Genomic DNA, 21287 nt, shown 5'->3' on the forward strand with positions numbered 1-21287 from the left:
CATGGCCGAACCCCGGTTTTTCGAGGGCAGGGGGCCGTTCAGCCTGGGGACATTGGCCGAGATCGCCGGCGCCACCCTGGCGGAGGGGGCCGATCCCCATCAGACCATCGCCGGCGCCGCACCCCTCGAGTGGGCGGGCGCCGATCACATCACCTATGTCGGTCACGGCAAATTCCTTGCTCTCCTCGCGTCCTCGGGCGCGGGGGCCTGCCTGCTGCGCGAGGAGTGGGCCCAGCGTGCGCCCCCGGGCATGGCCCTGATGCTCACGCGCCAGCCCGCCATCGCCTACGCCCGGATCGCCCAGGCCTTCCATCCGCGGCGCGTGGCGGCGCCGGGCATCGCGCCGACCGCCGCCGTCGCTTCGGATGCCGTGCTGGGCCATGGCTGCGAAATCGGGCCGGGCGCGGTGATCGGCGCCGGGGCCGTGCTCGGCGCCGGTACGATCGTCGATGCCAATGCGGTGATCGGCGCGGCCGTCGTCCTTGGCGACCAGGTGATCGTCGGCGCCGGGGCCAGCGTCCAATGCGCGCTGGTCGGCGCGCGCACCACGATTCTGGCCGGAGCGCGCATCGGCGAGGCCGGCTTCGGCTTCGTGCCCAATCCGCCCGCGGGCCATCTGCGCATCCCGCAGGTCGGCCGGGTGGTGATCGGCGCCGACGTCGAGATCGGCGCCAATACCTGCATCGATCGCGGCGTCTATGGCGACACGGTATTGGGTGACGGCTGCATCATCGACAATCTCGTGCAGATCGGCCACAACGTGAAACTCGGGCGCGGTTGCGTGATCGCCGCCCATGTCGGCATTTCGGGATCCTGCACCGTCGGCGATTTCGTCGCCTTCGGTGGCGCGGCCGGTATCGCCGACCATGTGAACATCGGCACAGGCGCGCAGATCGCCGCCAAGGCGGGCGTGATGCGCGACGTGCCACCCGGGGGCACCGTCGGGGGAATTCCGGCGGTACCGGTCAAACAATGGTTTCGCGAGACGGCGACATTGTCGCGCCTCGCCCAGCACAAGGGGGAAGACTAATGGCCGAGTCCGGCGAGACCACCGTCGAGACGCTCGAATCCGTCGACATCATGCAGATCCTGCGCATGATCCCGCATCGCTACCCCATGCTCCTCGTCGACCGGGTGATCGGCCTCAAGCCGGGCGAGGCGGCGACCGGGGTCAAGAACGTCTCGATCAACGAACCCTTCTTTCAGGGGCACTTCCCGTCCTATCCGGTCATGCCGGGCGTGCTGATCGTCGAAGCCATGGCGCAGACCGCCGGCGTCGTCGTCATCTCCATGCTGGGCACCGAGGCCGAGGGGCGGCTGGTCTATTTCATGTCGATCGAGAACTGCCGGTTCCGCAAGCCGGTGATTCCGGGCGATCAGATGCACATCCACGTCCAGAAGGAACGCGGGCGCGCCAACGTCTGGAAATTCCATTGCGTGGCGAAGGTCGAGGGGGCATTGGCGGCGGAAGCGACCGTCACCGCCATGATCCTCGACCGCTGAGGAGACAATCTTGTCGAACATCCATCCAAGTAGCGTGGTCGATCCGGCCGCGAAACTGGGCGCGGGGGTCGAGATCGGACCCTTCTGCATCGTCGGACCCCAGGTGGAACTGGGCGACGGCGCCAAGCTCAACGGGCATGTCGTCGTCACCGGCCTGACGAAGATCGGCGCGGGCACGGAAATCCACTCCTTCGCCGTCATCGGCGGCCCGCCGCAGACCTTGAAGCCGGTCGGCGCCGACACCCGCATCACCGTCGGCGACAATTGCCAGATTCGCGAACATGCGACCATCCATCCCGGCACCGTGGGCGGCGGCGGCCTGACCTCGGTCGGCAACAACTGCCTGCTGATGGTCGGCACCCACATCGGCCACGACTGCCACGTCGGTAACAATGTGGTCATGGCCAACAACGGCACGCTGGGCGGCCATGTCAGCCTCGGCGACTTCGTCTATGTCGGCGGCCTGTCGGCCATCCACCAGAATGTCCGCATCGGCGCCCACGCCATGATCGGCGGCATGACGGGGGTCGAGCAGGACGTCATTCCCTATGGCTCGGTCATGGGCAACCGCGCGTTCCTCGCCGGGCTGAACATCATCGGCCTGAAGCGCCGGGGCTTCACCCGCGATCAGATCCACACGCTGCGCCGGGCCTATCGCATGCTTTTCGCGGACGAGGGCACGCTGGCCGAACGGCTCGCCGACGTGGTCGAGGAATTCGGCACCTCGGATGTGGTGATGGACGTCGTCGCCTTCATGCAGGCCGATTCCGCGCGCTCCTTCATCCTGCCGCGCGCCGACCGTGGCGGTGCCTGACCAGGCGCCGTCGGCGCCGCCGAAACTGGCCATCGTCGCCGGCGGCGGCGACCTGCCGGTCCGTCTCGTCGAGGCGTGCCGGCGCCAGGGCCGGGACTTTCATGTCTTCGGCCTGGTTGGATCGGCCGAACCGCGTCCGTCGGACGGTATCGCGGACGATTGGCTCTCCATCGGCTCCGTCGGCCTGCTGCTGAGCCGGCTGCGCGCCACGGGCTGCCGCCAGGTGGTCATGGCGGGCAATGTCGCCCGGCCGGATTTCGCCCGCCTGCGCCTCGACTGGAAGGGCCTGCGCGTGCTGCCCCGGGTGCTGACCGCGGCGCGGCGCGGCGACGACAGCCTGTTGCGCTGCCTCGTCACCATCTTCGAGGAGGAAGGTTTCACCGTGATCGGCGCCGATGCCGTGCTCGACGCCGGCCATCTGCTGGACGAGGGGCCACTCGGCGCGGTTCTGATGGACGAGGCGGCGACGGCCGATCTCGAGCGGGCGATCGAAGTCGTCGAGGCGCTGGGCCGGGTCGACGTCGGCCAGGGGGCCGTGGTCGCCGACGGTAATGTGCTGGCGGTCGAAGCCGTCGAGGGGACGGACCGGATGCTGGCCCGGGTCGCCGATCTGCGGGCGGGCTGGAGCCGGCGGGCCGGTCTTCTCCTGAAACTGCCGAAGCCGCAGCAGGAACGCCGTGTCGACCTGCCGGTGATCGGCGTCGCCACGGTCGAGGGCGTGGCCGCCGCGGGTCTTGCCGGCATCGCCGGGGCCGCCGGCGCGACCCTGGTGATGGATCGCCAGGCGGTCGCCGCGCGGGCCGACGCTCTCGGTGTCTTCGTCGTCGGAATCGCGCGATGACCTCCGACCTTCCCGCTCTTGATCCGCCGGCTTCGGCGCCGCTTCACGTCTACATCATCGCGGGCGAACCGTCGGGCGATGCCCTGGGGGCCCGTCTGATGGCCGCCCTGAAACGCGAGACCGGGGGCCATGTGCGCTTCTCCGGGATCGGCGGTGCCCTGATGGCGGGGGAGGGGCTGAACAGCTCGTTCCCCATGGCCGAACTGACCCTCCTCGGCGTCATGGAAGTCCTGCCCAAGGCCGCCCATGTCCTGCGCCGTGTGCGCGAGACGGCGGCGGAGATCCTGGCGCTTCGCCCCGACGTGGTGGTGACCGTGGATGCGCCCGCTTTCGCCTTCAGGACCGGCAAGAAGATCAGGGGCAGCGGCATTCCCCATGTCCATTACGTGGCGCCCACGGTCTGGGCCTGGCGTCCGCGCCGGGCCAAGATGGTGGCGGGCTTTCTCACCCATCTGCTGGCGCTGTTTCCCTTCGAGCCGCCCTATTTCGAGGTTCACGGCCTCGCCACCACGTTCGTCGGCCATTCCGTGGTCGAGGGCGTGGAGAATGTCGCTTCCATGCGCGCGGCGGGCGAGGCGCTGCGGCTGCGCCTCGGCATCGCGCCGGAACGCCCGATCCTGGTCGTGCTGCCCGGCAGCCGCTCCAGCGAGGTCCGGCACCTGGCGCCGGTCTTCGGCGAAACCCTGGGCCTTCTGGCCGACAAGGGCGTCGGATTCGATGTCCTGGTGCTCACCGTGCCCAATGTCGCCGACAGGGTGAAGGAGGCCGTCGCCGCCTGGCCGGTGCCCGTGACCGTGCTCGAGGACGCGGCGGACAAGCTGCCGGCCATGGCGACGGCGCGTGCCGCATTGGCGGCCTCGGGGACCGTCGCCCTCGAACTCGCCCTGACCGAGACCCCCATGGTCATCGCCTATAAGGCCAATCCCCTGTCGGCGCTGGTCTTCCGCATGATGGCCAAGGTGCGGTTCGTCAACCTGATCAACATCATGGAAAAGGCGCCGGTGGTGCCCGAACTGCTGCAGGGCGACTGCACGGCCGAGAAGCTGGCGCCGGCCGTCGAAAGCCTGCTGGCGGACGAGGCGGCGCGCGGCGAACAGGTCGCTGCCATGCGGCGGGTGACCGCCGCTCTCGGCCGCAACGGGCCCCCACCTTCGACCCGGGCCGCGCGGGCGATCCTGTCGCTCATCGGCCGGGGCTGACGGCCCCCTTGTTCACAGGACGCCGTCGCCGTGGTTTCCTGTGACGCTGGAACGGGGAGGAACGCGGGATGCCCCAGGATCTGATCATGGCCGGCGCGGTTCTGCTGCTAAGGGGGGGCGCCTTCGCCGCTCTCGCCCTGGTCGGCGGCGCTCTGCTCCGCGATCGTCGGCGGACCCCCGCCGCCCGCCTGGGCGCCGCCTTCGCCTTCGGTGCCGCGCTCTATGCGCTTTGCGCCGCGCCCGGCGTCCATGCGGTGCTCGGTCCCGTCGCGGCGCCCCTGCTGGCGCTTTCGGCCGGCAACAACATCCTGCTCTGGCTCTTCGCCCGCGGCCTGTTCGAGGACGGCTTCCGGCCGCGCCGTCGCCATCTGGTGCTTTGGGGCGCCGTCTTCGCCGTCGGCCTCGTCCATGGATTCCTTCCCGCCGGGGTGACGGGGCTGATCCTCCTGGGCCAGAATCTGGGCTTTGCCGTGCTGGCCCTCGGCTGGACGATTCGGGGCTGGGGCGACGACCTCGTCCAGCGACGGCGCCTGCTCCGGGTCTTCGTGGTGCTGGCGGCCGGGCTGCATACCGCCATCGTGGTGGTGCCGGCATTCTTCGGGCTGGTGTCCGACGGTCTGCAGCTTGGCCAGTCGGCGCTGCTGTTCGTCATCGCCGGGGCGATCGCCTTTGCCGCGATGCGGGTTGCGGGGGACGATCTCTTCGCCTTGCCGTCCCCGGCCACGGCAACACCCGCGATGGTGCCGGATCCGGATCGGGCCCTGGTCGGCCGGCTTGAACGGCTGATGACGGTCGAAAGGCTCCATCGGCGGGAAAGCCTGAGCATCGCCGATCTCGCCCGGGCGATGGATCTGCCGGAATATCGCCTGCGGCGCCTGATCAACCGCGAATTGGGGCACCGAAATTTTTCGGCCTTCCTCAACGGCTACCGCCTGGCGGAGGCACGGGCGGCGCTCGCCGATCCGGCGCAGGAAGCGGTGCCGATCCTGACCGTCGCCCTCGACGCCGGCTTCAATTCCCTCGGCCCCTTCAACCGCGCCTTCAAGGCCGCGACCGGCCAGACTCCCAGTGCCTATCGCAGGGCCCATATGGGAACCGCGGCGGACCATTCTTCGCTTTCGGCTGGCCGAATTTCGAAATCGGCGTGACCCGGACGGCGCGATCCGCAGAAATCGCCGGTGCCGCCGATCGAAGCCCGGAGCCACGATGAAAGCGAAGACGAGACGCCTGCTGATTCTGCCGTTGGTGCTGGCCGCGCTGCTCGGCGCCGGGCTCTGGGGCTGTGCCGATCTGCGCCGGGCGGTTGCCGTTCCGGTCCATTTCACCAGCCATGGCCTCTGTTCCGCCGTCTTCATCGGCGGTGCCGATGCCCGGCGCTATTTCGAGGATGCGATCGCGCCCCAGATCGCGCCGGCCGACGCCTTGATCGACTATGCCGTCGACCGCGAGGGGCGGGCCGTAAGCGCCGATCTGGCCGGCCTCGTCGAAAGCCGGGCGGTCTATCGCGGGGCGGCCGGCTGCATCGTGGTGCATGAGGGCATGGGCGTTCCCGCCGATACGGGGCCCCCCCCATCGTCACCGGCCGACATCGCCGCCGTCGAACCTGGGGACGCGAAATGGCAGGCGGCGCTGGCGCGTGCCTTCGCCGAAACCCCGAGGGCGCCGCACCGCCGTACCAAGGCCGTGGTGGTGATGGTGGACGGGCGGGTCGTCGCCGAACGCTATGCCCCCGGCGTGACGCCCGGAACCCCGCTGCCGGGCTGGTCCATGACCAAATCCGTCGCCAATGCCCTGATCGGGATCCTGGTGCGGGACGGGCGCCTCGATGTCGCGGCGCCGGCGCCGGTCGCCGCCTGGCTGGGGGCGGGAGACGGGCGGCGGCGGATCAGCGTCGAGCATCTGATGCGCATGACCGGCGGTCTCGACCTCGGCGATTCCGTCGCGCCCGGCTGGACGGCGATGTTCGACCGATCGGCGCAGATGGCATTCGACATGCCCGACACGGCGGCTTTCGCCGGGGCCGCGCCGCTGGTGGCGGAGCCCGGCACGCTCTGGGGCTATGCCGACGGCAGTACCCAGATCCTGGCCGGCATCATCCGCGATGCGGTCGGGGGCGATGTCGCCGGCTTCATCCGGCGCGAATTGCTCGATCCCCTGGGCATGACCGGCGTGACGATCGAGACGGACGCCGCCGGAACGCCGCTGCTCTACGCCCAGATGTGGGCGCCGGCGCGGGCTTGGGCGCGCTTCGGCATGCTCTTCGCCGACGACGGCATGGCGGGGGGAAGGCGCATCCTGCCGCCCGGCTGGGTCGACCTGAGCGCGCGACAGACCGAGGGCAGCGAGGATTTCGGCTATGGCGCCGGGTTCTGGACCAATCGGGGCGAGGGGCCGGCGATCCGCCATCGACTCGCCCTCGGCCTGCCGGCGGATTCCTTCATGGCGCGCGGCAATCAGGGGCAATATGTCGTCGTCGTGCCACGCCTGAAGCTGGTGATTGTGCGCATGGGCAGTGCCTTCACGCCGCGCGGCGACATCGAGACGGTTGCGCGGCTCGTCGCCGATGTGGTCGCGATCGTCGAGGGGCGTTGACGCCCGGATCTACCAGCCCTGCCAGACGCCATAGATCAGGGCGGCGGCCAGCGCCGGGAGCAGAAGACGCCGCCCCAGGGCGACGATCCGTCGGCCCAGGGGGGCCTTGTTGTCGTTGGCCGGCCGGTCCAGCCGGACCCAGCCCTGAGGCGAGCCCGGCGGCACGAGGCCGGCGCCCGGCGAACGCCCGCGGGCCCCGGGGCGCCGCATGTGTTCGCCGGACATCGCTGACACGCCCGATCAGCCGCGGGCCTCGACCGGCACGAAGGTCCGGCGGTCGGCACCCGTGTAGAGCTGGCGGGGACGGCCGATCTTCTGGGAGGGATCGGCGATCATTTCGGCCCATTGGGCGATCCAGCCGACGGTCCGCGCCAGGGCGAACAGCGGCGTGAACATGGTGGTCGGGAAGCCCATGGCCCGCAGGATGATGCCCGAATAGAAGTCCACGTTCGGGTAGAGCTTCTTCTCGATGAAATATTCGTCCGACAGGGCGATCTTCTCGAGCTCCATGGCGACCTGGAACAGCGGGTCGTTGTGCACGCCCAACTCCTCGAGGACGGCCTTGGCGGTCTGCTGCATCACCTTGGCGCGCGGGTCGTAGTTCTTGTAGACCCGGTGGCCGAAGCCCATCAGGCGGAACGGATCGTTCTTGTCCTTGGCCTTGGCGATATACTCGGGAATGCGGTCGGGGGTGCCGACCTGCTGCAGCATGTTCAGCGCCGCCTCGTTCGCGCCGCCGTGCGCCGGGCCCCACAGGCAGGCGATGCCGGCCGCGATGCAGGCGAAGGGATTGGCGCCCGACGAACCGGCGAGACGCACGGTCGAGGTCGAGGCGTTCTGCTCGTGATCCGCATGCAGGATGAAGATCTTGTCCAGCGCATTGGCCAGCGTGGGCGAGACCTTGTAGGGCTCGCACGGCACGCCGAAGGTCATGTAGAGGAAGTTCGAGCAGTAATCGAGGTCGTTGCGCGGATACATGAACGGCTGGCCCACCGAATATTTGTAGGCCATGGCGATGATCGTCGGCATCTTGGCGATCAGGCGGTGCGAGGCGACGACGCGCTGATGCGGATCGCTGATGTCGGTCGAGTCGTGATAGAAGGCCGACAGCGCGCCGACGACGCCGCAGATCACGGCCATCGGATGCGCATCGCGGCGGAAGCCGCGGAAGAACATCGAAAGCTGCTCGTGCACCATCGTGTGATAGGTGATGTTCTTCAGGAACTGGCTCTTCTGCCCCGCCGTCGGCAGTTCGCCGTTCAGCAGCAGGTAGCAGACTTCCGGGAAGTCGCTCTGTTCCGCCAGCTCGTCGATCGAATAGCCGCGATAGAGCAGGACGCCCTCGTCGCCGTCGATATAGGTGATCTTGGATTCGCAGGATGCCGTCGACGTGAAGCCGGGGTCATAGGTGAAATGACCGGTTTCGGCATAGAGCTTGCGGATGTCGATGACCTTCGGGCCCACGGACCCTTCCATCAAAGGCAACGATACTTTCTTGCCCGCATCCTCGAGAACCACAGAGGTCTGTTCGGCCATCTCGCTGCACTCCGTCTAACTTCGCGTGAGTCTAACTTCGCGTAAGATTGGGGATTTCGGCGCTCGGGACCGGCGTGAGGGGAGTGGTCCCGAGTCCAGGGAAGTGATGTTCCACGGTCAGTATAATGCCAAGCAATTCGGCACGAACAGGGCCGTGATGGTTGCACTGCATCTTTTCCGGACAAGGCGCCGGGGCAAGCCTGACATTGGTGCAATGCCTCGCCATGGCGCCATGTCCCACCGCGTCACCGTCCGAGCACGTCGGCGATGCGGCCGAGGGCTTCGTCCCGGCCCAGCGCCTCCGCCACCTCGAAGATCGGCGGCGAGACGGTGGAACCGCTGAGCGCGGCCCTGAGCGGCTGGGCATAGTCGCCGAGCTTGTCGCCCGTCGCCTCCGCGAGGCCACGGGCGGCACCCTCGATCTGCGGCGCCGAGAAACTGTCCAGGTCGGCGATCGCGCCGCGCAGTGCCGCCAGGCGATCGCGCCCCGGCGCACCCGCAGCCAACATCTTCTCCGCCTTGGGGTCAAGGGCGAGGGGGCGTTGCGCGGCCAGGAATTTCGACGAATCAACCAGTTGAACGAGTGTCTTCGCACGGGACTTCAGGCCGTCCATGCAAACCTCGATGCGCCTGATCACATCGTCCGACAGCGCATGGCCGAGATCCTTCACCAGTTCGGCGGCGACGAGACCGGTCAGGCGGTGGTTGTCCGCCTCGCGCAGATAGTGGCCGTTCAGATTGTCGAGCTTGGCGAAATCGAAGCGGGCGGGGGAGCGGCCGATGCTCTCCACCCCGAACCACTCGATCGCCTGGGCCGTCGAGATGATCTCGTCGTCGCCGTGGCTCCAGCCGAGCCGGAGCAGATAGTTGCGCATGGCTTCCGGCAGATAGCCGAGGTCGCGATAGGCATCGACGCCGAGGGCGCCGTGGCGCTTCGACAGTTTGGCACCGTCCGGCCCATGGATCAGCGGGATATGGGCGAAGGCGGGGATCTCCCAGCCGAGGGCCATATAGAGCTGGGACTGGCGCGCCGAATTGGTCAGATGGTCGTCGCCCCGGATGACATGGGTGATCCCCATGTCGTGATCGTCCACCACCACCGACAGCATATAGGTCGGCGTGCCGTCGGAGCGCAGCAGGATCATGTCGTCCAGTTCGGTATTGGAAAAACGGACCTCGCCCTGGACCAGGTCCTGCACCACCGTCTCGCCCTCGCGCGGCGATTTCAGGCGCACGGCCGGCGAAACGCCCGGCGGCGCTTCCGCCGGATCGCGGTCGCGCCAATAGCCGTTGTAGCGCGGCGGCAGGCCCTTGGCCCGTGCCTCCTCGCGCATCGCCGTCAGTTCCTCGGGCGTGCAATAGCAGTAATAGGCCTTGCCCTCGTCGATCAGGCGGCGGGCGGCGGCGGCATGGAGTGCCGCGCGGGAGAACTGGAACACCACGTCGCCGTCCCAGTCGAGCCCCAGCCAGCGCATGCCTTCGAAGATCTTCTCGATCGCATCCTCGGTCGACCGCTGGCGGTCCGTATCCTCGATGCGGAGCCGGAAGGTGCCGCCGAAGTGGCGGGCGAACAGCCAGTTGAACAGGGCGGTGCGGGCGCCTCCGATATGCAGATAGCCGGTGGGCGAGGGGGCGAAGCGGGTGACGACGGGAGAGGACATTTGGCGCGGGCGATGCTCGGAGAATTCGGGACGCGCCTTCTTACCATGGTGATTTGGCCGATCACACCCCCGTGAACTCTGCTAGCCTGCCGGAAATGCAACCCTTGGGCGGATATATCGTCGGTGTTCACCCTGAAATATTGGCGCGACTCCCTGATCGCCGACCGGGCGCGCTGGTTTCTGTGGTTCCCGGTCGGTATCGCCTCGGGTGTCGGCGTCTATCTGTCGCTGGGCCGGGAACCAGGACTCGCGGCATCCCTGTTGCCGCTCGCCGTCGTCGCTGGGGGGCTGGCGCTGGTCTGGCGCATCGGGCCCGCGCGGGTCCTGGCGCTGGCGCTCCTGGCCGTAACGCTCGGCTTGGCGGCGGCGAAACTGGCGACGGAGCGGGCCATGGTGCCGGTGCTCGCGGCCCGGGTCGGGCCGGTCGAGGTTTCGGGCCTGGTTCTCGAATTCGAATCGGGCCCGGGGCAGCGACCGCGAGCCGTCTTCGCCGCGCCGGAAGTCGCCGGGTTGGACGATGTGAACCTCGACCGGCTGCGCCTCAGCTTCGATCCGGACATGGACCTGTCGCCGCTCGCGCCCGGCGGCCGCGCGGCGGTGAGCGCCATCCTGCTGCCGCCCCCGGGGCCGGCGCTGCCCGGCGCCCCGGACCATGGACGGACCCTGTGGTTCGAGGGGATCGGCGCGGTCGGCTATGCCGTGAAGCCGCCCCGCGCCCTGGCACCGGCGCCCGACGGCGGCGGATTGGCGATCTGGCGCCAGCGGATCGCGGCCCGGGTCGAACGGGCTGTGGGCGGGGCCGAGGGTGCTGTCGCGGCGGCCCTGCTGGTCGGCATCAGGGGCGCCGTGCCGGAAGAGGTGGAGGAGCGCTGGCGCGCCGCCGGCATCTCCCACATCCTCTCGATCTCGGGGCTGCACATCGGGCTCGCGGCCGGGATCGTGCTCTTCGGTCTGCGCTTTCCGATGGCGCTGGTGCCGGCCTTGTCGCTGCGCCTGCCGGCGAAGAAATGGGCCGCCGCCGCCGCCCTGTTGGCGGCCGGCGGCTATACGCTGGTGGCCGGCATGGATGTGCCGGCGCTGCGCAGTTTCGTCATGACCGCCGTCGTCCTCCTCGCGGTGATGACCGACCGGCTGGCGATCACCATGCGCCTTGTTGCCATCGCCGCCGTCGCCGTATTGCTGCTTCGGCCGGAGAGCCTGGTGTCGCCCGGCTTCGGCATGTCCTTCGCCTCCGTCACCGGCCTCGTCGCCGGCTATGAGGTGCTGCGCGCGCCCTTCGGGCGCTGGCGGGCGGCGGGCGGCCCGGTGAGCCGGCTGGCGCTCGTCGTCGCCGGCATTCTGATCTCGAGCGTGATCGCGACCATCGCCACGGCGCCCTTCGCCATCGCCCATTTCGGGCGCCTGTCGGTCTATGGCCTGCTGGCCAATCTGGTGGCGGTGCCGGCGACCGCCTTCGCGATCATGCCGCTGCTGGTGCTCGGCGCCATCGCCATGCCCTTCGGGCTGGAGGCCTTGCCCTTCCATCTGCTGGGCCGGGTGATCGGTTTCGTCGACGGCATCGCGGCGGCGATCGCCGATATGCCGGGCGCCGTTCTCGCGATCCCGGCCATGGGGCAGGGGCCGCTCGTCTGTTTCGTGCTTGGTGGGCTGTGGCTCTGTCTATGGCGCCGGCCTATCCGCTTCGTCGCGGCGCCTTTGTTCCTCGCCCTCGGGTTCGGGCTCTGGTGGGCGGAGACGGCATCGCCGCCGCGTCTCCTGATCCACGAGGAAGGGCGCGCCGTCGCCGCCTTCGACGGCGGCCGGCTCGTGGTGCTGCCGCCGGCCGGGCCCGGTTTCGTGGTCGACCAATGGCGCGAACGTCTGGGGCTGCGCGAGGCGACGGTGCTGGCGCGCGCCGACGTCTGCCGAAATAGCGAATGCCGCATGGTGATTCCGCCCGGCCCCGGACCGGCCGGCGAGATCGCGGTGGTGGGCAAGGGCTGGATCCCCTGTGTCGCCGTCGTCGTCCTGCCGCGCATGCGGCTGCGCCCGCTGAACTGCCGGGACATGCCGGCGGCCTTCGACCGTGACCGGCTTCGAGGTGCTGGCACGATCATTCTGTCGGCGGACGGCATCTGGACGGATGTCGCCGCGGCGCGGGGCCTCAGGCCCTGGACGCCCGCCTGGTGGCGGGACGAAAGGCCTCAGTGATAGCGGCGATAGAGCCCGACGAGACGGCCCTGCACCTTCACCCGGTCGGGCCCGAAGATGCGCGTCTCGTAATTCGCGTTGGCGGGTTCGAGGGCGACGGTGTCGCCCTTGCGGCGCAGGCGCTTCAGGGTCGCTTCGGCATCGTCGATCAGGGCGACGACGATGGTGCCGTTCTCCGCCGTGTCGGCGCGGCGGATGATGACGATGTCGCCGTCGTTGATGCCGGCCTCGATCATGGAATCGCCCTGGACCTCGAGGGCGTAATGTTCGCCCCCGCGGCCGAGCATGGAGGCGGGCACGTCGACGCTGCGGGAATGATCCGCCAGCGCCTCGATCGGGGTGCCGGCGGCGATCCGTCCGTGCAGGGGCAGCGCGATCGCCGGCACCATGTCCTCGGGCAGGGCGGGCATCGGCCCGGGCGTCGGGATCGGCTTGGCGTCGGGCGCCACCACCTTGCCGTCGGAGGTCGCGATGCGCGGGCCCTTGGCCCCCTTCATCGGGTCGGGCAGGCGCACGACTTCCAGCGCGCGGGCGCGATGGGCGAGACGGCGGATGAAACCCCGTTCCTCGAGCGCGGTGATCAGGCGATGAATACCGGATTTGGACTTGAGGTTCAGGGCGTCCTTCATTTCGTCGAAAGAGGGGGAAACGCCGCGTTCGCGCAGCCGGGCGTCGATGAAGACGAGCAATTCATACTGCTTCTTGGTCAGCACGACGGGGCCCCCTTGACGTGATCACGATCCGCGATCGGATCGGAACATAAATGGAACGTGCGGGAATGTTCTATTTTGGTTCTTCGGCGCCGTCAAGAATTATGCGCCTATTGTCCCGTCACGCCCGCATTTTCTTGAATTTCTCGGTCGCCGCGACGAGGGCGGTGCGGATGCCCGGCTCGAAGGCGTTGTGGCCGGCGTCCGGCACGATCTGATAGCTCGCCTCGGGCCAGGCCTGGGTCAGGTCGTCGGCGGAACGGACGGGGCACACCATGTCATAGCGGCCCTGGACGATGACCGTCGGGATATGGCGGATGCGGTCGACGTCCTCGATCAATTGATCGGGGCGGAGGAAACAGTCGTTGATGAAGTAATGAGCCTCGATCCGGGCGAGGCCGAGCGCCGTGACGTCGTCGGCGAAACCGCGCACCGTGTCGGGGCTGGGCAGCAGGGTGGAGCAGGCCCCCTCATAGGTGCTCCAGGCCCGCGCCGCGGGCAGATGCACGGCCGGATCGGGATCGATCAGGCGCTTGTGGAAGGCGGCCAGGATATCGCCCCGTTCCTCGGCCGGCAGATAACCGCTGAAGCGGCGCCAGTTCTCGGGAAAGACTTCGCGCATGCCGTAGAGGAACCATTGGATCTCGCTCGGCCGGCACAGGAAGATGCCGCGCAGGATGAGCGCGAGCACGGCCGCCGGATGAGCCTCGGCATAGGCGAGGGCGAGGGTCGAGCCCCAGCTGCCGCCGAAGACCAGCCAGCGGTCGATGCGCAGATGCTCGCGCAGGCGCTCCATGTCGGCGACGATGTGCTGGGTCGTATTGGCCTCGAGCGAGCCGAGGGGCGTGGAGCGGCCGGCGCCGCGCTGGTCGAAGACGACGATGCAATAGACCTCGGGATCGAAGAAGCGGCGGTGCACCGGCTTGGCGCCCGCGCCCGGGCCGCCATGCAGGAAGACCACCGGCAGGCCCCGGACATTGCCCGAGACTTCCCAGTAGAGGGAATGGCCGTCGCCGACGTCGAGGTGGCCGGAGAGCACGGGTTCGATCTCGGGATAGAGTTCGCTGCGCATGGTTCGCTCATCGCTCAATAGGGATCGAGAAGGATGGCGGGGACCAGTTCGCCGGCCGCCGCCGCCTCGGCATGGGGCGGCCTGCGGATCAGGGCATGAGCCTTGGCGAGCGTGCGCAATTGCGCCGAGTCCTGAACCGGCGCCGGGGTCGCCAGTGCGATCCCGTCGCCGCCCGCGACCAGCCTGGCCCTTATGAAATCCTCGCGCCGGTCGTTGGCGCCGAGGGGCGCGGCCAGGCGCACCTCGGTCAGGGGCGGCGCCAGCGCCGGCAGGCCCGACAGGCGATCGATCGCCGGCCCGAGAAAGAGAATGGCGCAGACAAGCGCCGAGACCGGATTGCCCGGCATGCCGAGCAGCGGCACGGCGCCGTGGCGCCCGAACATCAAGGGCCTGCCCGGGCGCATGGCCACCTTCCAGAAATCGAGATCGGCGCCTTCCGCCGCCAGCACCCGCGCCGTCAGATCGTGGTCCCCGACCGAGGCGCCGCCGATGGTGACCAGCAGATCGGCGCCCGAGGCGCCCGCCGCCTTTTCCGCGATGTCGGCCGGATCGTCCCGGGCGATGCCGAGATCGACCACCTCGGCCCCGCGCGCGGCGATGAAGGCGGCGAGCGACGGGCGCGCGGCATCGACGATCTGGGCCGGGCCGCGCGGGGCGCCCGCCGCCGCCAGTTCGTCGCCGGTGGCGAGAAGGGCGATGCGGGGCCGGCGATGAACCTCGACCGTTCCGAGGTCGCCGGCCGCGATCAGGCCGATGTCCCGCGCGCCCAGTCGGCGCGGCGCTTCCAGCAGGGTCTGGCCTTCGCCGAAATCCTGGCCGGCCGGGCGGATGTGGCGGCCGGGCTGGGGGGCCGCGTTCAGGGTGACGCGGTCGCCGGCGCGGGTCGCGTTTTCCTGGATCACGATCGCATCGGCGCCGTCCGGCACCGGGGCGCCGGTGAAGATGCGGACGGCCTGGCCGGGCGGGAGCATGCCGGCAAAGCCCCGTCCGGCGGCGGACTCCCCGGCGATCGCGAGATCGGCGGGCACCGTGGACACGTCGGCGGCACGCAGCGCCCAGCCGTCCATGGCGGAAAGGGCGACGGGCGGCTGTGTGCGCCTTGCGACGACGGGGACGGCCAGCACGCGGCCGAGGGCGGCGGCAAGCGGAACGGTCTCCGCCGCGACCGGCGCCAGCGCCGCCGCGATCCGCTCCCGCGCCTCGGCAACGGGGATCATGGGGCCTTCCAGTCGCCCGATTTGCCGCCGGTCTTCGACAGCAGGCGGATCCCGGAAATGACAATGCCCTTATCCGCCGCCTTGGCCATGTCGTAGACGGTGAGGGCGGCGATCGAGGCGGCGGTCAGGGCTTCCATCTCGACACCGGTCCTTGCCGTCGTGCGGGCGGTCGCGGTGATGGTGATGGTGCCGGCATCGCGGTCGAGGGCGAAGTCCACGCCGACGAAGGCGACCGGCAGGCCATGGCACAGGGGGATCAACTGGTCGGTCCGCTTGGCCGCCATGATGCCGGCGATCCGCGCCGTGGTCAGCACGTCGCCCTTGGGCATCCGGCCCTCGGCGATCTGGTCGAGGATCGCGGGGCGCAGCGTCACCACCCCCTCGGCGACGGCGGTGCGCTCGGTCTCGGCCTTGCCGGAGACGTCCACCATGGTGGCGCGTCCCTGATCGTCGAGGTGGGAGAGGCGGGTCACGCCGCCGCCTCGAGCCCCAGCAGGCGCCGGGTGGCGATGGTGACGTCGGCCTCGCGCATCAGGGATTCGCCGACCAGGAAGGTCTTCACCCCGACCCGGGCGAGGCGCAGCAGGTCGTCGTGGGTGCCAAGGCCGCTCTCGCCGACGCAGATCCGGTCCGCCGGCACGCGAGGCGCCAGTTCCTCCGCCGTCGCCAGATCGACCTTCAGGGTCTTCAGGTTGCGGTTGTTGATGCCGATCAAGGCGGAAGGCAGCTTCAGGGCCCGGTCCAGCTCGGCACCGTCATGGACTTCGATCAGGGCGTCCATGCCGTAATCCCGTGCCGCCTGCACGAGGTCGAGGGCAAGCGCATCGTCGACTGCGGCCATGATCACCAGGATGCAGTCGGCGCCCAGCATGCGCGCCTCCGGCACCTGATAGGTATCGACCATGAAGTCCTTGCGGAGCACCGGCAGCGAAACCGCATCGCGCGCCGCCGTCAGATAGGCGTCGTCGCCCTGGAACGAGGGTTTGTCGGTCAGCACCGAAAGACAGGTGGCGCCGCCCGCCTCGTAAGCCCGCGCAAGGCTCGGCGGGTCGAAATCGGCGCGGATCAGGCCCTTGGACGGGCTCGCCTTCTTCACCTCGGCGATCAGGGCGAAGCGGCCCGCCGCATGGCTGGCGGCGATGGCGCGGGCGAAGCCGCGCGGCGGTGCGGCGGCGCGCGCCGCCGCTTCCACCTGCGCCAGGGACCGGGCGGCGCGGGCGGCCGCCACTTCGTCGCGCTTATAGGCGCAGATCCGGGCCAGGGTGTCGCTCATGACTTGCTCGACACCTTGACCAGGGTCTCGACCGCCTTCCGCGCCCGGCCGTCGTCGATGCAGGCCTGGGCGGCCTTAACGCCGTCGGAAAGGCTGGTCACCTTGTCGGCGACCATGAGGCCGGCGGCGACGTTGAGGCAGACGATATCGCGATAGGCATTCTTCACGCCGTCGAACAGGGCGCGCATGGCGAATGTATTGGCCTGCGGATCGCCGCCCTTCAATTCGGACGGATCGACCCGGGGCAGGCCCGCTTCCTCGGGCGTGATCTGGAATTCGCGGATCGTGCCGTCGGTCGCCAGTTCGGCGACGAAGGTCGGCCCCGTGGTGGTCACCTCGTCCAGCCCGTCGGCGCCATGGACGACCCAGGCCTTCTCCGTGCCGACGGCCTTCAGCACCTCGGCCAGCGGCTTCACCCAGGTGGGGCCGAAGACGCCGAGCAACTGGCGCTTCACGCCCGCCGGGTTGGACAGGGGGCCGAGCAGGTTGAACAGGGTGCGGGTGCCGAGTTCGGTGCGCACCGGGCCGACGAAGCGCATGGCGCTGTGGTGGTTGGGCGCGAACATGAAGCCGATGCCGGCTTTCGAAATGCAGCGGCTGATGGCGGCGGGATCGAGATCCAGCTTCACGCCGAGGCCGGCCAGCACCTCGGCCGAGCCGGAGCGGGACGAGAGCGCGCGATTGCCGTGCTTGGCGACCGGCACGCCGAGGCCGGCGAGGACGAAACTGGCGGCGGAGGAAATGTTCCAGGTGCCGGCACCGTCGCCGCCCGTGCCGCAGACGTCGATCGCGCCCGCCGGCGCCTCGACCCGCAGCATCTTGGCGCGCATGGTCTCGACGCCCGCCGCCAGTTCGTCGACCGTCTCGCCCCGGATGCGGAGCGCCATCAGGAAGGCGCCGATTTGGGCGTGGGAGGCATCTCCGGACATCATCAGCTCGAAGGCATCGCGCGCCTTCTGCCGGCCGAGCGGCTTGCCGGTGGCGACATCCGCGAGGATCGTCTTGAAGGCGGTGGTGGTCGGCGCGCGCATCTTGCGCTGGTTGCCGGGCAGGGCACCGGCCAGCACCAGGAAATTCTCCAGCAGCACCTTGCCATGCTCGCTGGCGATGCTTTCCGGGTGAAACTGCACGCCATGGACCGGATGGGTGCGATGGGCGACGCCCATGGCGATGCCGTCCTCGGTCTCGGCGGTGACGTCCAGCTCTTCCGGCATGTTCTCGCGCGCCACGATCAGGCTGTGGTAGCGCGTCGCCTTGAAGGGCGTGGGCAGGCCCTGGAACACCGACTTGTTGCGATGATGGACCGGGCTGACCTTGCCGTGCAGGGCCAGCGGCGCGCGCACCACGGTGCCGCCATAGGCCTGGCCGATGGCCTGATGGCCGAGGCAGACGCCGAGGATCGGGATCTTGTGACCCAGCCGGCGCACGGTCTCGAGGCAGATGCCGGCACGGTCGGGGTCGCAGGGACCGGGCGACAGCACGATGGCGCGCGGCTTCTCGTTCTCCAGTTCCTCGACCGTGATGGCGTCGTTGCGCCAGACCTGGACCTTCGCCCCCAATTCGCCGAGGAAGTGATAGAGGTTGTAGGTGAAGCTGTCGTAGTTATCGATCAGCGCGATCATCGGCACGATCCAGAAAAAGCGGGCCAGAAAAAGCGGGTCCAGACTTGACTATGCGCCCGGGGGGCGCGGCGGCGAATGGCGATCCAACCCCCTGCGCCTGTCGTCGTCAAGGCCCGCGAGCGCCGGAAACGGGGGAGATCCCGTCGGGGCGGGCGATCCCGGTCTTGTCGACCCGGCATGAAACTGGCGCTATCACTGGATGATGCAGAGCGAATCGAAAGCCCATGGCGACCAAGGCTAGAGGCAGGAAGGGCCGAGCGCCCTACGGCGCGCGCGGCACGCGGCGCGGCCGCACGGGTCCGCTCGGCCGGCCGGGGGTGCGCCGGGCGATCGTCGGGGCCTGGGCCGTTGTGGTCGCCGCCTCCGTCGGTTTTCTCGCCATGCGTGCCTTCGACGAGCGCGCCTTCGTGCCGTCGCAGCCCGTGAGCGAACCGTCGCGCCCGCCCGCCGTCGCCGCCGAGGCACCGCCCAGCGCCCAGCATCAGAGCCCGTCACGGCCCGCCGACCTGCCCCCCGCCGCCCGCGCGCCACTCGGCATCGCCGCGCCCGTCGACATGCCGGGCCAGACGGCGAGCAGCGTGCCGCCGCCGAGCGCCGTGACGGCGGACGAAATTCCCTACGACAGCCGGCCGGCGTGGGTCCGCTTCGCGGCGACGCCGCCCAAGGGGGCGAGCAAGCCGGCGATCGCCATCGTCATCGACGACGTCGGTGTCGCCAAGGGCGAATTGGGCGCCCTCCTGAAGCTGGAAGCGCCCGTCACCTTCGCCGTCATGGGCTACGCCGACAACATGCGCGACTTTTCGCGGAAGGCGCGGTCGGGCGGCCATGAATTGATGGTCCATGTGCCGATGGAGCCGATGGGCAAGGCCGATCCGGGCCCGAACGCGCTCACCGTCGGCCTGGCGCCGGAAGAGATCGTGAAGCGCCTGCGCTGGCATCTCGACCGGCAGGAGGATTACGTCGGCGTCAACAACCACATGGGCAGCCGCTTCACGGCCGACGGCGCCGGCATGGCGGTGGTCGCGGCGGAACTGAAACAGCGCGGCCTGCTGTTCCTCGATTCCCGCACCTCGGCCGACAGTGTGGGGGAGGCGGCCGCGCGGGAGGCCGGCCTGCCGACGGCGTCGCGCGACGTCTTCCTCGACAATGAGATCGGCGCCAGCGCGATCGAGGCGCAGCTCGTGCTGGCGGAACGCAAGGCGCGGGAGAGCGGCCTCGCCATCGCCATCGGCCATCCCCATGCCCTGACCGTCGAGGCGATCGCCCGCTTCATGCCGCAGGCGAAGGCGCGCGGCATCGTCTTCATACCGCTGTCGAGCGCGGTGGCGCGTCGTTCCGGCCTGCCGCCGCCGGATCAGGTCCGGGTGCCGGAAAAAGGGCAGGGCGGGGCGGTGATGCCGTCCAGCAGCTCTCCGGCAATCCCGCCACCGCCGCCCCGGCCGACCAGGGTCGCGGTGCCGCTGCCCGGGACCAAGCCGGTGCCGGCGCCCCTGCCGCCGACCCCGGCGGCCGGCGATACGGAAGCAAATGGCGATGCCGAAGCTACTGGCGCCGACGGGACGCGAAGCGGATCGCCTCTTCCGCCGCGCGGATGAGGGCCCGGGCCTTGTTGCAGCTTTCCTGATATTCGGCTTCCGGATCGCTGTCGAGGACGACGCCGCCACCGGCCTGAACCACCAGGGTGCCGTCCTTCACGACGCCGGTGCGCAGCGCGATGCAGGTATCCATCGAGCCGTTGGCCGAGAAATAGCCGACACCGCCCGCGTAGAGATTGCGCCTCTCGGGCTCCAGCTCGTCGATGATCTCCATGGCGCGGACCTTGGGCGCGCCCGAGACGGTGCCGGCCGGGAAACCCGCCAGCAAGGCGTCGACGGCATCGAAACCCTCGGCGATGCGGCCGTCGACGTTCGAGACGATGTGCATCACATGGCTGTAGCGCTCGATCACGTTGCGCTGGGTAACCTCGACCGTGCCGATCTCCGCGACCCGGCCGACGTCGTTCCGCCCGAGGTCGAGCAGCATCAGATGTTCCGCCAGTTCCTTCGGATCGTTCAGCAGATCCTTCTCGAGGGCGACATCCGCCTCCTCGGTCAGGCCGCGCGGGCGGGTGCCGGCGATCGGCCGGATGGTGACCTTGCCGTCGCGCAGACGCACCAGGATCTCGGGGCTGGAGCCGATCACCGTGAAGCCGTCGAGGTCGAGATAGAACATGAAGGGCGAGGGGTTCAGCCGGCGCAGCGCGCGATAGAGCGCGATCGGCGGCAGGCTGAAGGGCAGGCGGAAGCGCTGGCTGGGCACGACCTGGAAGATGTCGCCGGCGGCAATGTAGTCCTTCGCCCGGGTCACCATGGCGTGATAGTCGGTCCGGCTCATGTTCGACTGGGGCTGGCCCATGGTCTGGGTCGGCGTGTCGTCGCTGCGCGTCACCGGCAGGTCGCGTTCGAAATCGCTGACCGTGTCGGCGATCCGCTCGGCCGCGCGGTTGTAGGCGGCGCGGGCGTCGATGCCGGGATCGACCCAGACCGGCGAGACCACGGTCACCACGTCCTTCACGGAATCGAAGATCGCCATGATCGACGGGCGGATGAACAGGCTGTCGGGAATGCCGAGCTTGTCCGGATTGGCCGAGGGCAGGCGTTCGACGAGGCGCACCATCTCATAGCCGAAATAGCCGTAGAGGCCGGAGGCCATGGGCGGCAGTTCGGGCGGCAGGTCGATGCGGGATTCGGCGATCAGGGCCCGCAGCGAGGTCAGCGCGTCGCCCGGGCAGGGGCTGAAGCGGTGCCGGTCGGCGCGGGCGATGCGGTTGATCTCCGCCTTGTCGCCGGCTGCGCGCCAGATCACGTCCGGCTTCAGGCCGATGATCGAATAGCGCGCGCGCTGAGCCCCGCCCTCGACGGATTCGAAGAGGAAGCGATAGGGCTCGCCGTCGGTCAGCTTCAGGAGAGCCGAGACCGGCGTTTCCAGATCCGCGACCAGCGTGGTCCAGACGACCTGGGCCTTCCCTTCGTCATAGGCGGCGCGGAAGGTTTCGAAATCGGGCTGGATGGTCATGAT

General features: G+C 69.5%; 19 protein-coding genes. 9 read left to right on the forward strand and 10 right to left on the reverse strand.

Annotated elements, in window-relative coordinates; all coding sequences use genetic code 11:
* Position 1: 1 nt before the first annotated feature.
* The 7 genes from lpxD to L2U69_RS02980 all read left to right on the forward strand — a co-directional run bounded on the left by lpxD (position 2) and on the right by L2U69_RS02980 (position 6949).
* Positions 2 to 1030 carry a UDP-3-O-(3-hydroxymyristoyl)glucosamine N-acyltransferase gene (lpxD, locus tag L2U69_RS02950; RefSeq protein WP_236104849.1) on the forward strand — a complete coding sequence of 343 codons (1029 nt, stop codon included), beginning with the start codon at positions 2 to 4 and terminating at the stop codon, positions 1028 to 1030.
* Complete coding sequence (fabZ, locus tag L2U69_RS02955; RefSeq protein WP_236104850.1) at positions 1030 to 1503, forward strand: 3-hydroxyacyl-ACP dehydratase FabZ; 474 nt, start codon at positions 1030 to 1032, stop codon at positions 1501 to 1503. The genes lpxD and fabZ overlap by 1 nt, the downstream gene beginning before the upstream one ends.
* A gap of 10 nt (positions 1504 to 1513) precedes the next feature.
* Positions 1514 to 2317 (forward strand): acyl-ACP--UDP-N-acetylglucosamine O-acyltransferase, encoded by an 804-nt coding sequence (gene lpxA / locus L2U69_RS02960; protein WP_236104851.1) that lies wholly within the window; start codon positions 1514 to 1516, stop codon positions 2315 to 2317.
* Positions 2304 to 3158: an LpxI family protein gene (locus tag L2U69_RS02965; protein ID WP_236104852.1), complete on the forward strand. Its 855-nt coding sequence runs from the start codon at positions 2304 to 2306 to the stop codon at positions 3156 to 3158. Before lpxA ends, L2U69_RS02965 begins: the two co-directional genes overlap by 14 nt.
* Positions 3155 to 4357: a lipid-A-disaccharide synthase gene (gene lpxB / locus L2U69_RS02970; protein ID WP_236104853.1), complete on the forward strand. Its 1203-nt coding sequence runs from the start codon at positions 3155 to 3157 to the stop codon at positions 4355 to 4357. Before L2U69_RS02965 ends, lpxB begins: the two co-directional genes overlap by 4 nt.
* Positions 4358 to 4425: 68 nt before the next feature.
* Positions 4426 to 5505, forward strand: a complete 1080-nt coding sequence (locus L2U69_RS02975) for a helix-turn-helix domain-containing protein (protein ID WP_236104854.1) — start codon at positions 4426 to 4428, stop codon at positions 5503 to 5505.
* Positions 5506 to 5563: 58 nt separating this feature from the next.
* Complete coding sequence (locus L2U69_RS02980) at positions 5564 to 6949, forward strand: serine hydrolase domain-containing protein (protein ID WP_236104855.1); 1386 nt, start codon at positions 5564 to 5566, stop codon at positions 6947 to 6949.
* A gap of 9 nt (positions 6950 to 6958) precedes the next feature.
* Here the strand turns inward: L2U69_RS02980 and L2U69_RS02985 are convergent, their stop codons facing one another.
* The 3 genes from L2U69_RS02985 to gltX all read right to left on the reverse strand — a co-directional run bounded on the left by L2U69_RS02985 (position 6959) and on the right by gltX (position 10146).
* Entirely contained in the window at positions 6959 to 7174 is a 216-nt protein-coding gene (locus L2U69_RS02985) for a hypothetical protein (protein WP_236104856.1), read from the reverse strand.
* A 15-nt stretch (positions 7175 to 7189) separates the two neighbouring features.
* Positions 7190 to 8485: a citrate synthase gene (gene gltA / locus L2U69_RS02990; RefSeq protein ID WP_236104857.1), complete on the reverse strand. Its 1296-nt coding sequence runs from the start codon at positions 8483 to 8485 to the stop codon at positions 7190 to 7192.
* Between the two features lie 245 nt (positions 8486 to 8730).
* Entirely contained in the window at positions 8731 to 10146 is a 1416-nt protein-coding gene (gene gltX / locus L2U69_RS02995) for a glutamate--tRNA ligase (protein ID WP_236104858.1), read from the reverse strand.
* A 123-nt stretch (positions 10147 to 10269) separates the two neighbouring features.
* Between gltX and L2U69_RS03005 the strand changes: the two genes are divergently transcribed.
* Positions 10270 to 12336 (forward strand): ComEC/Rec2 family competence protein, encoded by a 2067-nt coding sequence (locus L2U69_RS03005; protein WP_329605357.1) that lies wholly within the window; start codon positions 10270 to 10272, stop codon positions 12334 to 12336.
* On the opposite strand, the gene lexA is transcribed toward L2U69_RS03005, so the two are convergent.
* From lexA to L2U69_RS03035, 6 genes are all read right to left on the reverse strand, one after another.
* Positions 12330 to 13049 carry a transcriptional repressor LexA gene (gene lexA, locus L2U69_RS03010; RefSeq protein ID WP_236104859.1) on the reverse strand — a complete coding sequence of 240 codons (720 nt, stop codon included), beginning with the start codon at positions 13047 to 13049 and terminating at the stop codon, positions 12330 to 12332. The genes L2U69_RS03005 and lexA overlap by 7 nt on opposite strands.
* 118 nt (positions 13050 to 13167) lie before the next feature.
* Positions 13168 to 14118: a prolyl aminopeptidase gene (gene pip, locus L2U69_RS03015; protein ID WP_236104860.1), complete on the reverse strand. Its 951-nt coding sequence runs from the start codon at positions 14116 to 14118 to the stop codon at positions 13168 to 13170.
* A gap of 14 nt (positions 14119 to 14132) precedes the next feature.
* Complete coding sequence (locus L2U69_RS03020) at positions 14133 to 15335, reverse strand: molybdopterin molybdotransferase MoeA (RefSeq protein ID WP_236104861.1); 1203 nt, start codon at positions 15333 to 15335, stop codon at positions 14133 to 14135.
* Positions 15332 to 15808, reverse strand: a complete 477-nt coding sequence (moaC, locus tag L2U69_RS03025) for a cyclic pyranopterin monophosphate synthase MoaC (protein ID WP_236104862.1) — start codon at positions 15806 to 15808, stop codon at positions 15332 to 15334. Before moaC ends, L2U69_RS03020 begins: the two co-directional genes overlap by 4 nt.
* Positions 15805 to 16608 (reverse strand): indole-3-glycerol phosphate synthase TrpC, encoded by an 804-nt coding sequence (gene trpC / locus L2U69_RS03030; RefSeq protein ID WP_236104863.1) that lies wholly within the window; start codon positions 16606 to 16608, stop codon positions 15805 to 15807. The genes moaC and trpC overlap by 4 nt, the downstream gene beginning before the upstream one ends.
* Positions 16605 to 18230: a bifunctional anthranilate synthase component II/anthranilate phosphoribosyltransferase gene (locus tag L2U69_RS03035; protein WP_236104864.1), complete on the reverse strand. Its 1626-nt coding sequence runs from the start codon at positions 18228 to 18230 to the stop codon at positions 16605 to 16607. The genes trpC and L2U69_RS03035 overlap by 4 nt, the downstream gene beginning before the upstream one ends.
* Positions 18231 to 18454: 224 nt before the next feature.
* On the opposite strand from L2U69_RS03035, the gene L2U69_RS03040 reads away from it, so the two are divergent.
* Positions 18455 to 19825 (forward strand): divergent polysaccharide deacetylase family protein, encoded by a 1371-nt coding sequence (locus L2U69_RS03040; RefSeq protein ID WP_236104865.1) that lies wholly within the window; start codon positions 18455 to 18457, stop codon positions 19823 to 19825.
* Here the strand turns inward: L2U69_RS03040 and trpE are convergent.
* A complete protein-coding gene (trpE, locus tag L2U69_RS03045; protein ID WP_236104866.1) occupies positions 19773 to 21284 on the reverse strand; it encodes an anthranilate synthase component I in 1512 nt (503 codons plus the stop codon). The genes L2U69_RS03040 and trpE overlap by 53 nt on opposite strands.
* Between the last annotated feature and the right edge of the window lie 3 nt (positions 21285 to 21287).

Source organism: Zavarzinia marina (assembly GCF_021568905.1).
GTDB lineage: Bacteria > Pseudomonadota > Alphaproteobacteria > Zavarziniales > Zavarziniaceae > Zavarzinia > Zavarzinia marina.